Source organism: Tardiphaga sp., assembly GCF_044340795.1.
GTDB lineage: Bacteria > Pseudomonadota > Alphaproteobacteria > Rhizobiales > Xanthobacteraceae > Tardiphaga.
The window spans coordinates 1-13,341 of the sequence record NZ_JBIISY010000039.1 but is presented as its reverse complement, the minus strand read 5'-3'; the positions used below and the strand labels follow the sequence as shown (position 1 = coordinate 13,341).

Genomic DNA, 13,341 nt, shown 5'->3' with positions numbered 1-13,341 from the left:
ATCGCGCCGGCTGCAGATGCAGCCGGTCGATACGCTAAAACGGTTTTGGAAAAATGGCGAAGCGCGATGAGCGCCGCAAGTTAAGTCGCGGTAACGTGGATCGTGGCAACGGCAGCGCCGCGATCAATACTTACCCGTCATCGGGTTGATATTATACTCGTTGCGCATGACTTCCTTCGGCCCGGTGCCATAGGCATAGCCCTGCGCCGGTGTCTGGTAGCCGGCCGGCGGCTGGGTCAGCGCGTCGCGCGTGGGCTCACCCTTGAACTCGGCGGTCTCACCCTTGTTGCCGCCGAACATGTTCTTGAACATGCCGCTGGAAACGCCGAGCTGCGACGGGCTCAGGACGATGTTCTTGTTGGGATCGCCCGGATGCGAGTTGTCCACGTTCGAGGACGAGACCTTCGCGCGCTTCGGCGCCATTTCGGACGGGGTGAGCGGACGCGAAGCCTCGAGCACCGACTCCGGGCGGCCGGAGCTGCGGGCTGCGGCGGCCGCTTCCCGGCGCGCCTTGACGTCCGGGTCCTTCGGCCAGTTCGCCACATTGGCGGCGTTGCTCGAAGCCGCCGGCGTCGGCAAGTCGAGGCGCGGCGGGACCACCAGCGGCGAGCGCTCGCGATAGTCGATGCCGGAATTTTCCATATTGGTGCCGCCAAGGCCGGTCATCAGCGACTTGATGGCGCGTTCCTCGAAGGTCAGGCCGTCATCATCGTCGTCCGCCGCATGGGCTGCCGTCACGGACATCGCAAGGCCGAGGCTGAGCGCGACCGTTGCCAGTCGCAGGGAGCGCTTCAGAGCCCCCGATGAAAGGTGCAGAGCCCAACCGGTCTCGGTCTCGCGCATCGTGTTCATCCTGTCTAAATCTCTGCCGGAACGCCCAAATTGGCGCAGTTCCACCCGCATCGCCCGTGGCCTCGCATATCGGCTGGGATCAGGGCGCTTTTACGGCGGGTGCTCCGAAGAACGAGTCATACAGCAAGGCCGCCACACCGGCAACGATGGCGACATCGGCAACGTTAAACACGTACCAGTTGTAGGTCTTGCCGCCGATCTCCGCGTGCAGCAGCGCAAAATCGACCACCGCGCCATAGGCGAACCGGTCGATGGCATTGCCGATGGCGCCGCCGATGATCAGGCCGAGCGCAATTGTCGCAATGCGCGTATGGGCGCGGACCATCCAGACGGTGAGGGCGATCACCGCCACGATCTTGAAGCCGAGCAGCAGGATCTGCCCGGTCGGCCCGGAATCCGAGAACCAGCCGTAGCTGATGCCCGTGTTCCAGGCGAGGATCAGGTCGAAGAAGGGCAGCACCTGCACCAGCCCCCGCCGGCCGAGATCGAACACATGCAGCAGCCACAGTTTCGAGGCCTGATCGAGGATCAGGGTGGCGATGGCGACGATCAGGCCGGAGCGGGCGGCTGGGCTCACACGGCGACTCCCAGCGCCTTCCATTCACGCAGCGCCTGCGCGTCGCGCGGGGTGACGTCCGGATAGTCCTTGTCCTCGCCGACGGTGGGCAGGATCTTCCACGAGCGGGCGCATTTGGTACCGACGGCTTTTTCCACCACGACGGCAACGCCGGGGACGTCGCTGAGCGTGAAGGCGCCGGCCGGCGCATCGCCATTGGTCAGCATCGCGTTGGAGGTGATGCAGATCTCGGCGAGGTCGATATCGGCGAACAGCATGAACACGGCCTTGTCGCTGACATGCACCAGCGGCGACGCCTCAAGCGACGAGCCGATATTCTTCGCGGCACGCTCGACTTCGAGTGCGCCGGTGACGACGCGGCGCACGTCGCGGATGGTTTCCCACTTCGCCGCCAGCGCTTCGTCCTTGAACTGTGCGAGCCCTTCCGGGAACACCGTCAGATGCACCGATGGCTCCGCATCCGGGCGATACATCCGCCAGGCTTCGTCCATGGTGAAGGAGAGGATCGGCGCCAGCCACTTCAGGATCGCGTTGCAGATGATGTCGATCGCCGTCAGCGCCGCCTTGCGCGCGACCGAGGAGGGCGCGTCGCAATACAGCGTGTCCTTGCGGATATCGAAATAGAACGCCGACAGTTCGGTGTTCATGAAGGTGGCGAGCGAGGCGACCACGGTCTTGTAGTCAAAATCCTTGTAGGCCTGCTGTACCTTCGCATCGATCTCGGCGAGCTGATGCAGCATCAGGCGCTCGAGTTCGGGCATGTCCTTGAACGCGACGGCATCCTTCTTGTCGTAGTGATGCAGCGTGCCGAGCATCCAGCGCACGCTGTTGCGCAGCTTGCGATAGGTCTCGATGGTGTTCTTGATGATCTCCGGGCCGATGCGCTGGTCGTCGGCGTAATCGGTGGCGCAGACCCACAGGCGCAGGATGTCAGCGCCGGAATCCTTGATCACCTTCTGCGGCTCGATCGTGTTGCCGAGCGACTTCGACATCTTGCGGCCGTTCTCGTCCAGCGTGAAGCCGTGGGTGAGCACGACATCGTAGGGCGCGCGGCCGCGCGTGCCGCAGCTCTCCAGCAGCGACGAGTGGAACCAGCCGCGATGCTGGTCCGAGCCTTCGAGATACATCACGGAGTCCTGGCCGCCATCCACCTTGCGCTTGATGCCGGCGAGGCCCGGGAAGTGCACGGGGTCTTCCAGCACGAAAGCATGGGTCGAGCCGGAGTCGAACCAGACGTCGCAGATGTCGTCGACCTTCTTCCACTCTTCATTCGCCAGCGAGCCGAGGAAGCGCTCGCGCGCGTCTTCCGCATACCAGGCGTCGGCGCCTTCCTTTTCGAAAGCGTCGGCAATGCGCTTGTTGACGTCGTCATTGAGCAGGATCTCGGCCGAGCCATCACCGGTCTCGCGCGTAAACACCGCGATCGGCACGCCCCAGGCGCGCTGGCGCGAGATCACCCAGTCGGGGCGGCCCGAGATCATGCCGGTGATGCGGTTCTGGCCAGCGGCCGGCACCCATTGCGTCACCTTGATGGCGTCGAGCGAACGGGCGCGCAGCGTGTCACCAGCCTTCGCCTTGCCATCGTCCGCAATATCCTTGTCCATCGCGATGAACCATTGCGGCGTGTTGCGATAGATCACCGGCTTCTTGGAACGCCAGGAATGCGGATACTGATGCTTGAGACGTGCACGCGCCACCAGCGCGTTGCGCGCGATCAATTCCTTGATCACTGCCTCGTTGGCGTCGCCCTTCTCGCCCTTGTCGTTGAGCACGCGGGTGCCGGTGAAGCCCGGCGCCTGCTCGGTGAGCGCGCCGTTCTCGTCGACGGTATAGGGGATCGTCGTCGCGATGCCGCGCTCGGTGAGCTGGCGGCCATTCGACATCCAGATATCGAAGTCGTCGCGGCCATGGCTCGGTGCCGTATGCACGAAGCCGGTGCCGGCATCGTCGGTGACATGATCGCCGTCGAGCAGCGGCACGATGAACTCATAGCCGCCAGCCAGGCCCTTGAGCGGATGACGGCACTCGAGGTCCTCGAGGATATCCGACGACAGCTCGCTGCTCTTCCTGAACGAGGTGACGCGCGCCTGCTTGAACACGCTCTCGGCCAGCGCGTCGGCGAGGATGAGGAGGTCGCCGGTCTTCAGCCAGTTGTCCTCCGGCGCCTCGGTGACTTCATAAAGGCCGTAGGAGATCTTCGAGGAGAACGAGATGGCGCGGTTGGCGGGCAGTGTCCACGGCGTGGTGGTCCAGATCACGACCGACGCCTTGGCGAGGCGGCCGTATTCGGCCGCGACCGGGAATTTCACCCACACCGCATCCGACGTGTAATCCTCGTACTCGACCTCGGCTTCGGCCAGCGCAGTCTTCTCGACCACGCTCCACATCACCGGCTTGGAGCCGCGATACAGCGTGCCATTGGCGGCGAACTTCATCAGTTCGCGCGCGATCTGCGCTTCGGCGAAGAAGTCCATGGTGGCATAGCGGCCGGCCCAGTCGCCGATGATGCCGAGGCGCTTGAATTCCTCGCGCTGGATGTCGAGCCACTTGTTGGCATAGGCACGGCATTCCTGGCGGAACGCAATCATCGCCGCACCGTCCTTGAAGTTCGGCTTGGTCTTGCCCTTGGAGCGGTAGTTCTCTTCCTCGATCTTCCACTCGATCGGCAGGCCGTGGCAGTCCCAGCCGGGGACGTAGTTGCTGTCGAAGCCCAGCATCTGCTGGCTCTTGGTCACCACGTCCTTGAGGATCTTGTTGAGCGCATGCCCGATATGGATGTTGCCATTGGCATAGGGAGGGCCGTCATGCAGCACGAATTTCGGCTTGCCCTTCGCGGTCTCGCGCAGCTTGCCGTAGAGGTCGATCTCCTTCCAGCGCTCCAGCATCTTGGGCTCGCTGGTGGGCAGACCGGCGCGCATCGGGAACTCGGTCTGCGGCAGGTAGAGGGTCTTGGAATAGTCGTTGGTCGCGGGCTTGTCGGACATGGGGTCTCGGGCTGGCTCGAATGGCGCGGATACGCGTCGAAAACGCGATGAAACAGGTCGGTCCCGGTCTTGCGCCGAGCGAAGCTCAGGCGGAAGCCGGGCCGATAATGCTTATGATGGGGCGCCGTGCAGACATCGGGCATTCCATAGCAGCCGGAACTGGGATCGCAAAGCGCTGGATTGCCCGGAAACCGGCGGATCAGACCCGCGGAATGACCGGCCGGGCCGGGTTTCCAACCACCGTCACGCCCTCCGGCACGTTCCGCGTCACCACCGCCCCGGCCCCGATCAGGGCGCCATCGCCGATGGTCACACCCGGCAGGATGATCGCCCCGCCGCCGATCCAGACATCGGCCCCGATGCTTACCGGCCGGCCGAATTCCAGCATCTTGCGCCGCGTGGCGGCGTCGCGCGGATGGTCCGCCGCCAGGATCTGGACGCCCGGCCCGATCTGGGTGCGGTCGCCAATGGTCACGCTGGTGATGTCGAGGATGACGCAATTGAAATTCATGAACACGCCGTCGCCGACGGTGATGTTGTAACCGTAGTCGATGAAGAAGGGCGGCCGGATCACGACGTCCTTGCCAACCTGTTTGAACTGCTCGACCAGCAGCGCATGGCGCTCGGCATTGGTGCCGTTCATGGTTGCATTGTAGCGCGCCATCCACGCCTTGGCGGCGGCTTCGTCCGCAGCGAGTTCGGCATTGCCGGCGGGGTTGTAAAGCTCGCCGGCGATCATCTTCTGCTTTTCGGTCTTGGTCAGGTGACGTCTCCGAGTTTTGGAAACGCGTCGGGCGCGGCTGCCAAAGCGGCACGCGCTTGCGCGCTGTCATCGTTCATTTGGACAATGAGCGCGTCGACTCCGTCGAATTTAAGTTCGTCGCGGATATACGCGATGAACGCCACATCCAGCTGCTGGCCGTAAAGATCGCCCTTGAAGTCGAACAGGAACACTTCCAGTAGCGGTGCGCCGTTGTCGAAGGTCGGGCGGCGGCCGAATGAGGCGACTCCGTCGAAGCGCTCATTGCCGCGGCCGACGCGGACCGCATAGATGCCGTGGCGCAGGCCGCAGCTGGTGGGCAGGCGGATATTGGCGGTGGGGAAGCCGAGGTCGCGGCCGAGCTTCTGGCCGTGGATGACCTCGCCGGTGATGAACCAGGGGCCCTGCAACATCTCGGTGGCCTCGGTGATCTGGCCCTCGGCCAGCGCCATGCGGATGGCGGTGGAGGACACCGGCCGTTCGTCGATGTCCACATGCGGCTGAATGTCCACCTCGACGCCGAGCCGCGGCATTTCGGTTGCCAGCAGGCTGGGCGAGCCGGTGCGGCCCTTGCCGAAATGGAAGTCATAGCCGACGGCGATGCCGCTGATGCCGAGTCGCGCGATCAGATCGTGGTGAATGAAATCGTGCGCCGTGGTCCCGGCGCGCCCCTTGTCGAAGGTCATGACGACAGCCCCGGCCAGCCCGGTCCCGGCCAGCAGCCGCAGTTTCGCAGCCTCGTCCGACAGCCGGAACTGCGGCGTGTTGGGGCTGAAGAACAGCCGCGGATGCGGCTCGAAAGTCACGGCCAAGGCACGGGTTTTATGTAGTTCCGCCATGCGGAGCGCAGCACCGATGACGGCGCGATGGCCGAGATGGACGCCATCGAAATTACCCATCGCCACCACGCATCCCTTCGGGATGTCGCTAGCAGGGGTGGTGTCGCGGATCACGGTAAAGCCAGGCGTCATGATTGGATTCGTTGATGGTTTTCGATGCGGCCGGACCGTGGCGCGCGGGCAGCAGCCAGTCAAGCCAAGTGCGAGCCGGCGCCATGTGGGTATTCCATTCTAATTTGACGGATTTACCGCCGGCTCCCGGTTAACGGGAAATTTAACCGGTGCTGCTAAATCTCAACCCAGATCGGTTTGCCGCCCGGCAAACATTTTTACAATGCGCGTTTCGTGCCTGAGGGGGACTGGAAGATGGCGGTTGATTTGTCGATGTCGGTGCTGGTGGTGGACGACTACAACACCATGATCCGCATCATTCGCAATCTTCTGAAGCAGCTCGGTTTCGAGCATATCGACGATGCCAGCGACGGTTCGATGGCGCTCGAGAAGATGCGCCAGAAGAAGTACGGCCTCGTGATCTCCGACTGGAACATGGAGCCGATGACGGGCTACGACCTGCTCAAGGAAGTCCGCGCCGACCCCAACCTGTCGCAGACCCCGTTCATCATGATCACCGCGGAATCGAAGACCGAGAACGTGATCGCCGCCAAGAAGGCCGGCGTGAACAACTACATCGTCAAGCCGTTCAACGCGGCGACGCTGAAGACCAAGATCGAAGCCGTGTTCCCGGACGCCGTGCCGGCCTGAGCCGCGTTTCGATATCAGAGTTTCGCGAATGCCCGGCCTCGTGCCGGGCATTTTGCGTTTGGAAATGGATATTCTGTCTGTCATCCCCGCGAATGCGGGGATCCAGTACGCGCGGGCCTCTCAAAAGAAACACTGGCGTCAGCGTTTACTGAATCGCCGGGTCAAGCCGGGCGACGACAGGCTGAGCTTGCAGCCGTTACCACTTCAATTCGCGCATCAATGCTTTCGGCGGATGCCCGAACAGCTCCTTCACCTCGGCTGCATTCATCTGCTCGACGCCGTCGAAATCGCCGGCATGGATGCCGCGGGTGACGAACAGCAGGTCGATGCCATAGGCATGTGCGCCGGCCAGATCGGTGCGCACGCTGTCGCCGATCGCTAGCACCCGGCTCGGTTCCGTGTCCTTGCCGCGCTTGGCCTTGGCCAGCGCCATCGCTCGGTCATAGATCGGCTTGTGCGGCTTGCCGTAGAAGATCACCTCGCCGCCCATCTCGCGATAGAGTTCGGCCACCGCGCCGGCGCAATAGATCAGCCGATCGCCGCGCTCGACGATGATGTCCGGATTGGCGCAGACCATGGTGAGTTTGCGCGACAGCGCCTGCTGCATCATGTCGCGGTAGTCTTCTGCGGTCTCGGTTTCGTCGTCGAACAGGCCGCTGCAGACGATGTAGTCGCTGTCGGCCAGCGGCACGAGCTTCACGTCCAGCCCGCGATGGATCGACGAGTCGCGGTCCGGTCCGATCAGGTGCATGGCCTGTCCGGGACGATCGGCGACGAAATTGCGGGTCAGGTCGCCCGAGGAGACGATAGCGTCATAGCAGTCATCGGGCACATTCAGCTTGCGCAGCTGCCGTTGCACGGAGTCCGCCGGGCGGGGCGCGTTGGTGATCAGCACCACCGTGCCGCCATTCGACCGGAACGTATGCAGCGCCGCACAGGCGTCCGGGAACGACTCCAGCCCGTTATGGACAACGCCCCAGATGTCGCTGAGAACGACGTCGACTTGTCCGGTGAGGTCGCGCAGACGCTCGGCGAAACGCAAAGTAGTCATGAAGTCAGATGCCGATCAGTTCGGACCGGTGGCGCGGCGGGCCAAGGCAGCGAGGCCGCCACTCCGCGGCTGTTCACCCCGCGGGGTGGCGCTGGCTGACCGTGCCGGGCTCACGGTTCCCGTGGAAGCCTTGTTGGACGAAGCACTGGCTGGATTTGCCGCGGTCCCGTTAGCAGCCGGGGTTTCCGGGCGCAACGGCCGCGGCGCGGCGAACAGGAAGCCCTGGCCGAAGCGGACGTCGAAATCGAGCAGATCCACCACGGCGCGCTCGCCCTCGATATGATCGGCAATCAGGTCGATGCCGAAGCGACCGAGCAGGTCAGACAGGTCGGCAGCGTGGATGTCGGACAGCGAGGCCTGCTTCGGATCAAGCAGCAGGGCCGCCGGAACCTTGATGAACCGCACGCCGCGATCGGCGAGTTCGCGTGGCTCGATACGCAGATCGGTCACATGATCGATGGAGAAGCGGTAGCCGCGCTGGGCGAGGGCGGCGAGGTGCTCGCTCTCCACCACGCCGAGATGGCGGAATGTGCTGTGCTTGAATTCGAGAATGAAGGAGGGCGCCAGCGCCCGGTTGGCATCGAGGAAATCGATGAACTGTGCAAAGGCCGTCGGGTCAGACAGCGTTGACTTCGCCACATTGCAGAACACCCCGACGTCCTTGTTGCGCACCATCAGGCGGCGCAGCACCTGCATGCTGCGCAGGAGCACGCTGTGGTCGATCTCCTGCATGAAGCCGGCTTCTTCGGCGGGGCCGATGAAGTCATCGGCGAGGATGATCTGGTCCTTGTCATCGCGCAGGCGCGAGATCGCCTCGTAGAAGCGCACCTTGCGCTGCGGCAGCGTCACGACGGGCTGCAGATAGATGTCGATGCGGTTCTCGGTGATGGCGCGGCGGATCGTGTTGACGAACTGCGCGTCGGTTTTCGGCGGCACGATGATGACAGGCACATTGGCGGGCGAAACGGTGTCCTCGGCGACGTCGACGGCGAGCGGCATCTCCGGTGGTGTGTGGACGACCTTCACCGGCGGCGCAGGCGGCGCGAAGGCGACGGGCACCGGGGCCGGCGCGGGCGGAGCGGACAGGATGTCGTCATGGGCGGCGACCGAATTGGCGAGCTGCCGCATCATCGAGCCGAGTTCACCAATCTCGCCCATCACGCCCTGGATGCGATCCTGCTGGGCCGTGTTTGATGCGTTCAGCTTGGCTTCCAGCGCGGCAAGGCGGCGGCCGTATTCCGCGACCTGACGCGCGAGGTCGGTGGTACCGCGGGAGAGGTCGGAAATCTGGCCGCTTGCCTCGGCCCGGTCTTTGATCCGCAGCGAGACGGCGTTGTAGAGGATCATGATGGTCAGCGCGGCCAGGCTGACAATGGTCGCCTCATAGCCGGAGACCTTCGCCACCATATGCAGCACCGCGCCGAGCGACGCCGCGATCAGCACCATGCAGATGCCGACAAATATCGTAGAGATGCGAATCATGACGCGCGCGGCACCCTGGTCCAATGTCCTTGTGCGGCAGGCGGGCTCGGCAGCCGCCGCTAAATATAGGGGCAAGCTTACCATTATTGCTGATTCGGAAATGGCCCCCGGGAGGATGCCCACCGGTGCTTTTGCACCGGAGTCTTATATGAGCATGATCCACCCCGAAAACCGGTGCCCACTTTTCGGGATCATGCTCAGGCAGAGGCCCGTCCCAGGCTGTCCGCCATGGTGGCGCCGCGGGCGCCCATCGGGCGTTCCGGGCCGACGGTGGTGTCCCGCGCGGTCTGATGCTCGATCTCGGCATTCAGTTCGGCCCCGCACAGCACGATGATGGCGGACATCCACATCCACATCATCAGGCCGATGGCGGCACCGAGGGAGCCGTAGGTTGCGTCGTAATTGCCGAAATTGGACAAATACCACGACAGCAGCAGTGACCCGGCGAGCCAGAGCGCGGCGGCGGCGATGGTGCCGGCGCCGAGCCATTGCCAGCGCGCGCCGGGGCGGCTCGGGCCGAACCGGTAGAGCAGGCCGAGCGCCAGCATCACCACCAGCAGGACCAGCGGCCAGCGCGCGAGGCCGAGCAGCAGCTTGCTGTCCTGGGCGAGGCCGACGCGGTCCATCGCCAGCGGAAAGGCGACCACGGCGCTGACCATCAGCAGCAGGGCGGCGATGCCGCCGCACGTGAAGGCGAGGGAGAGCGCGTTGAGCTTGATGAAACTACGCTTTTCGCGCTCGTCATAAACGACATTGAGGGCGTCGATGACCGCCTTGACCCCTGCATTGGCACTCCACAGCGCCAGCGCGATACCGAACAAAAACGTAAAGCCGAGGCTGGCCGGTCCCTTGGCGAGCACGCGGGCGATCTGGTCCTGCACGATCTGGTAGGAGCCGGCCGGCAGCACCATGGCCAGCGTCTGCAGGTTGTCGGAGATGGTCGAGGCGTCCGCGAACAGGCCGTAGCAGGAGACCAGCGCCGTGATGGCGGGGAATACGGCGAGCAGCCCGTAGAACACCACGCCGGCCGCGATGGCGAGCAGGCGGTCGTCATTGATCTGCTCATAGGTGCGCCACAGAATGTCCTTCCAGCCGGCCTGCGGGATCTGCAGCGGCGTGGTCGAATCCCGCCCGCGATCGGGCTGCGCGAGCTCGGCAACCGGCTGAGGAGGCCGTCTGCCGGCCGGCATGGATGGACGCCGGGCCGGGGCAGCCAGGCTCTGCACGGCCAGCACGGCCGCCGTGGTGGCCGCAACCAGCCACACGCTCTCGGCGTCAATCAGGCGACGGCGCATCAGTTCTCTGCTTTGGCCTGCTTGCGCGGCGGGGTGATGTCCTTGGCCAATTGATGGCGGCGCGTCAGTGCCCAGCCGGCCAGGGTCGCGGCCAGTAGCAGCCCGGCCTTCAGCGGGCCATTGTCACCCGCCGCCGCGGCGCGCGGGCGGGGCGGCGAGGTGCTTGGCTTGAATTCCGCGGGCGGGGCCGTCCGCTGCGCCGGGGTGCCCGATGGCCGGGACGGCGTCGCATTGACGGCGACGCGCAACCGGCTGCTCAACGTGGGAAACCGGCGCGCGGGCTTTTTCAGCCGGGCGGCCGCCAGTGCGGCAAACGTCGCGGCCAGCAGCAGCAACAGGCCGCCGGTGACGCCGAAGGCCGGAAACAGCCCATAGGTGATCTCCACCCAGCGAAACAGCGCGGCCGCGCCCACCAGCAGGGTGGCGACCAGGAAAATGCCCGCAGCGGCATACAGGCCGGCCGCGGTGGCATAGGAGACGGCGATGCTCGTGCCCTGCTCGCTGCGGTCGCGCATATAGGAGGAGGTGGCGCGTTTGACCTGGTCGAGTTTGAGCGCCAGGCCGGTACGGGCAAGCGCGCTGACGAGCGGGGGCATGGGAAAGACCTCGTTTCTGGCCCGGCGAGGTGCGCCGGTGTCAAAAAAGGAACGAGGACCGGATGGCTTGGTTCCGCGAACGCATGGCAGCCACTTGGCGGCTCCGGCCGCGCGCTCCGGTTCTTGCCGGTTCCTGCCTGCGCTGGTACCACGCGCGCATGGCTGACAAACCCAAAAAACCGCAAAAACTCCGCGCGCGCCTGCCGCGCGGTCTCGGCGATCGTGGACCGGCGGATATCGCCGCGACCCGGCGCATGACCGACACCATCCGCGAGGTCTATGAGCGCTACGGCTTCGAGCCGGTCGAGACCCCGACCATGGAATTCACCGACGCGCTCGGCAAATTCCTGCCCGATCAGGACCGGCCGAATGAAGGCGTGTTCTCGTTCCAGGACGATGACGAGCAGTGGATCTCGCTGCGCTACGACCTGACCGCGCCGCTCGCGCGCTATGTCGCCGAACACTGGGACGCCCTGCCGAAACCGTATCGCAGCTACCGCGCCGGCTACGTCTATCGCAACGAAAAACCCGGCCCCGGCCGCTTCCGCCAGTTCATGCAGTTCGACGCCGACACCGTGGGCTCCGGCTCGCCGGCGGCCGATGCCGAGATGTGCATGATGGCGGCCGACACGATGGAAGCCTTGGGCATTCCGCGCGGCAGCTATGTGGTGCGGGTCAACAATCGCAAGGTGCTCGATGGCGTGATGGAGAGCATCGGCCTCGGCGGTGACGATCAGGCCGGCCGTCGCCTCACGGTGCTGCGCGCCATCGACAAGATGGACAAGTTTCCGGTCGATGAGATCAAGAAGCTGCTGGGCCCCGGCCGTTGGGACGGTGGCGAGGAAGGCAAGGGCGACTTCACCAAGGGCGCCGGACTTTCCGCCGAGGATTCCGAAACCGTGCTGCGCAGCCTCGATGCGGCGAGCGAGGCGACCGACAGGCTCAACGGCTCCGAAGCCTACAAGCAGGGCCGTGCCGAACTCGATGAGATCGGCAAGCTGATCACCGCAGCAGGCTATGGCGAAGATCGCATCAAGATCGATCCCTCCGTCGTGCGCGGCCTCGAATACTACACCGGCCCCGTCTATGAAGTTGAGCTCACGCTCGAGACGAAAGACGAGAAGGGCCGCCCGGTGCGCTTCGGTTCGGTCGGCGGTGGTGGCCGTTATGATGGCCTCGTGTCGCGCTTCCGCGGCGAGCCGGTGCCGGCCACCGGTTTCTCCATCGGCGTGTCGCGCCTGCAGGCAGCCCTGACGCTGCTCGGCAAGATCGATACGAAGCAGCAACCCGGTCCGGTCGTCGTCACCGTATTCGGCGGCGAGATCGCGGACTATCAGGCGATGGTCGCAAAACTGCGCTCGAGTGGCATCCGCGCCGAACTGTATCTCGGCAATCCCAAACATGCGCTCGGCCAGCAGATGAAATATGCCGACAAACGCAACTCGCCGCTCGCGATCATCCAGGGTTCGGACGAAAAGGCCGGCGGCAAGCTGCTGATCAAGGATCTGATCGCCGGTGCCGGCCTCACCGAGATCAAGGACCGCGAGGAATATCTGAAGAAGCAGGCCGAGGCTCAGATCGAGATTGCGGAAAGCGATCTGGTCAGCACGGTGAAGACGCTGCTCGTCAAACACGGCGTGAGCTGGAGCGGTTGATATTCCCGCATGTCATACGCGGGCTTGACCCGCGTACCCAACTTGCGGACGATTGAAAAAGGTGGATGGCCGGATCAAGTCCGGCCATGACGTGCCAAACAACGTTTACGACGCGTTCGAAAACAACAAAGGGAGACATCAATGCCTGAGATCACCGTGAGCATGGCCGCCGGCCGCACCGACGAGCAGAAGAAGGGCATGATGCTCGACATCACCCAGGCGCTGGTGAAGAATCTCGGCGTCGCTGCCGATGCCGTCACCATCCAGATCAACGAAGCGCCGCTCGCCCATAAAATGAAGGGCGGCAAGACCTTCGTGGAACGCGCTGCAGAAGCCGCAGCCGCGGCGAAGAAGTAGTCGGTTTCTTCTTCCTTCTCCCCTTGTGGGAGAAGGTGGCTTCGCGAAGCGAAGACGGATGAGGGGTTCGGCTAGGCTCGGAGCTTGTGGCGTCCCCGCCCCCGGCAGGGCGCCCACGGGGGCGCCCGCCC

At 64.5% G+C, this 13,341-nt stretch carries 12 protein-coding genes; 3 read left to right on the top strand and 9 right to left on the bottom strand.

Annotated features, from left to right (window positions below; all coding sequences use genetic code 11):
* Nucleotides 1-123 precede the first annotated feature (123 nt).
* From ACIQ17_RS09010 to ACIQ17_RS08990, 5 genes are all read right to left on the bottom strand, one after another.
* Nucleotides 124-843, bottom strand: coding sequence for a hypothetical protein (locus tag ACIQ17_RS09010; protein ID WP_398467588.1), 720 nt, complete (start codon nt 841-843; stop codon nt 124-126).
* An 88-nt stretch (nt 844-931) separates the two neighbouring features.
* Entirely contained in the window at nt 932-1,453 is a 522-nt protein-coding gene (gene lspA / locus ACIQ17_RS09005) for a signal peptidase II (RefSeq protein WP_398467586.1), read from the bottom strand.
* Entirely contained in the window at nt 1,426-4,413 is a 2,988-nt protein-coding gene (ileS, locus tag ACIQ17_RS09000; RefSeq protein ID WP_398467584.1) for an isoleucine--tRNA ligase, read from the bottom strand. Before ileS ends, lspA begins: the two co-directional genes overlap by 28 nt.
* A gap of 199 nt (nt 4,414-4,612) precedes the next feature.
* A complete protein-coding gene (locus ACIQ17_RS08995) occupies nt 4,613-5,152 on the bottom strand; it encodes a sugar O-acetyltransferase (RefSeq protein WP_398467582.1) in 540 nt (179 codons plus the stop codon).
* A gap of 20 nt (nt 5,153-5,172) precedes the next feature.
* Nucleotides 5,173-6,144: a bifunctional riboflavin kinase/FAD synthetase gene (locus ACIQ17_RS08990; protein ID WP_398467580.1), complete on the bottom strand. Its 972-nt coding sequence runs from the start codon at nt 6,142-6,144 to the stop codon at nt 5,173-5,175.
* A 234-nt stretch (nt 6,145-6,378) separates the two neighbouring features.
* Here ACIQ17_RS08990 and ACIQ17_RS08985 point away from each other — a divergent pair, with 234 nt between their 5' ends.
* The gene (locus ACIQ17_RS08985; RefSeq protein WP_398467578.1) at nt 6,379-6,774 is read left to right on the top strand and encodes a response regulator; all 396 of its coding nucleotides are present in this window, start codon (nt 6,379-6,381) and stop codon (nt 6,772-6,774) included.
* A 196-nt stretch (nt 6,775-6,970) separates the two neighbouring features.
* On the opposite strand, the gene ACIQ17_RS08980 is transcribed toward ACIQ17_RS08985, so the two are convergent.
* The 4 genes from ACIQ17_RS08980 to ACIQ17_RS08965 all read right to left on the bottom strand — a co-directional run bounded on the left by ACIQ17_RS08980 (nt 6,971) and on the right by ACIQ17_RS08965 (nt 11,198).
* Complete coding sequence (locus ACIQ17_RS08980) at nt 6,971-7,825, bottom strand: TIGR01459 family HAD-type hydrolase (protein ID WP_398467576.1); 855 nt, start codon at nt 7,823-7,825, stop codon at nt 6,971-6,973.
* Between the two features lie 15 nt (nt 7,826-7,840).
* Nucleotides 7,841-9,307, bottom strand: a complete 1,467-nt coding sequence (locus ACIQ17_RS08975) for an EAL domain-containing protein (protein ID WP_398467574.1) — start codon at nt 9,305-9,307, stop codon at nt 7,841-7,843.
* A 197-nt stretch (nt 9,308-9,504) separates the two neighbouring features.
* Nucleotides 9,505-10,605: a YihY/virulence factor BrkB family protein gene (locus ACIQ17_RS08970; protein ID WP_398467632.1), complete on the bottom strand. Its 1,101-nt coding sequence runs from the start codon at nt 10,603-10,605 to the stop codon at nt 9,505-9,507.
* Nucleotides 10,602-11,198, bottom strand: coding sequence for a phage holin family protein (locus ACIQ17_RS08965; protein WP_398467572.1), 597 nt, complete (start codon nt 11,196-11,198; stop codon nt 10,602-10,604). Before ACIQ17_RS08965 ends, ACIQ17_RS08970 begins: the two co-directional genes overlap by 4 nt.
* A 158-nt stretch (nt 11,199-11,356) precedes the next feature.
* On the opposite strand from ACIQ17_RS08965, the gene hisS reads away from it, so the two are divergent.
* Entirely contained in the window at nt 11,357-12,853 is a 1,497-nt protein-coding gene (hisS, locus tag ACIQ17_RS08960) for a histidine--tRNA ligase (protein ID WP_398467570.1), read from the top strand.
* 141 nt (nt 12,854-12,994) lie between these two features.
* Nucleotides 12,995-13,210 (top strand): 4-oxalocrotonate tautomerase family protein, encoded by a 216-nt coding sequence (locus tag ACIQ17_RS08955; RefSeq protein WP_398467568.1) that lies wholly within the window; start codon nt 12,995-12,997, stop codon nt 13,208-13,210.
* The last annotated feature ends 131 nt before the right edge of the window (nt 13,211-13,341 follow it).

Excerpts from the sequence above, each read along its gene's own strand:
- ACIQ17_RS09010 (WP_398467588.1), bottom strand. The coding sequence starts at position 843 with ATGCGCGAGACCGAGACCGGTTGGGCTCTGCACCTTTCATCGGGGGCT.
- lspA (WP_398467586.1), bottom strand. The coding sequence starts at position 1,453 with ATGGAAGGCGCTGGGAGTCGCCGTGTGAGCCCAGCCGCCCGCTCCGGC.
- ileS (WP_398467584.1), bottom strand. The coding sequence starts at position 4,413 with ATGTCCGACAAGCCCGCGACCAACGACTATTCCAAGACCCTCTACCTG.
- ACIQ17_RS08995 (WP_398467582.1), bottom strand. The coding sequence starts at position 5,152 with ATGATCGCCGGCGAGCTTTACAACCCCGCCGGCAATGCCGAACTCGCT.
- ACIQ17_RS08990 (WP_398467580.1), bottom strand. The coding sequence starts at position 6,144 with ATGACGCCTGGCTTTACCGTGATCCGCGACACCACCCCTGCTAGCGAC.
- ACIQ17_RS08985 (WP_398467578.1), top strand. The coding sequence starts at position 6,379 with ATGGCGGTTGATTTGTCGATGTCGGTGCTGGTGGTGGACGACTACAAC.
- ACIQ17_RS08980 (WP_398467576.1), bottom strand. The coding sequence starts at position 7,825 with ATGACTACTTTGCGTTTCGCCGAGCGTCTGCGCGACCTCACCGGACAA.
- ACIQ17_RS08975 (WP_398467574.1), bottom strand. The coding sequence starts at position 9,307 with ATGATTCGCATCTCTACGATATTTGTCGGCATCTGCATGGTGCTGATC.
- ACIQ17_RS08965 (WP_398467572.1), bottom strand. The coding sequence starts at position 11,198 with ATGCCCCCGCTCGTCAGCGCGCTTGCCCGTACCGGCCTGGCGCTCAAA.
- hisS (WP_398467570.1), top strand. The coding sequence starts at position 11,357 with ATGGCTGACAAACCCAAAAAACCGCAAAAACTCCGCGCGCGCCTGCCG.
- ACIQ17_RS08955 (WP_398467568.1), top strand. The coding sequence starts at position 12,995 with ATGCCTGAGATCACCGTGAGCATGGCCGCCGGCCGCACCGACGAGCAG.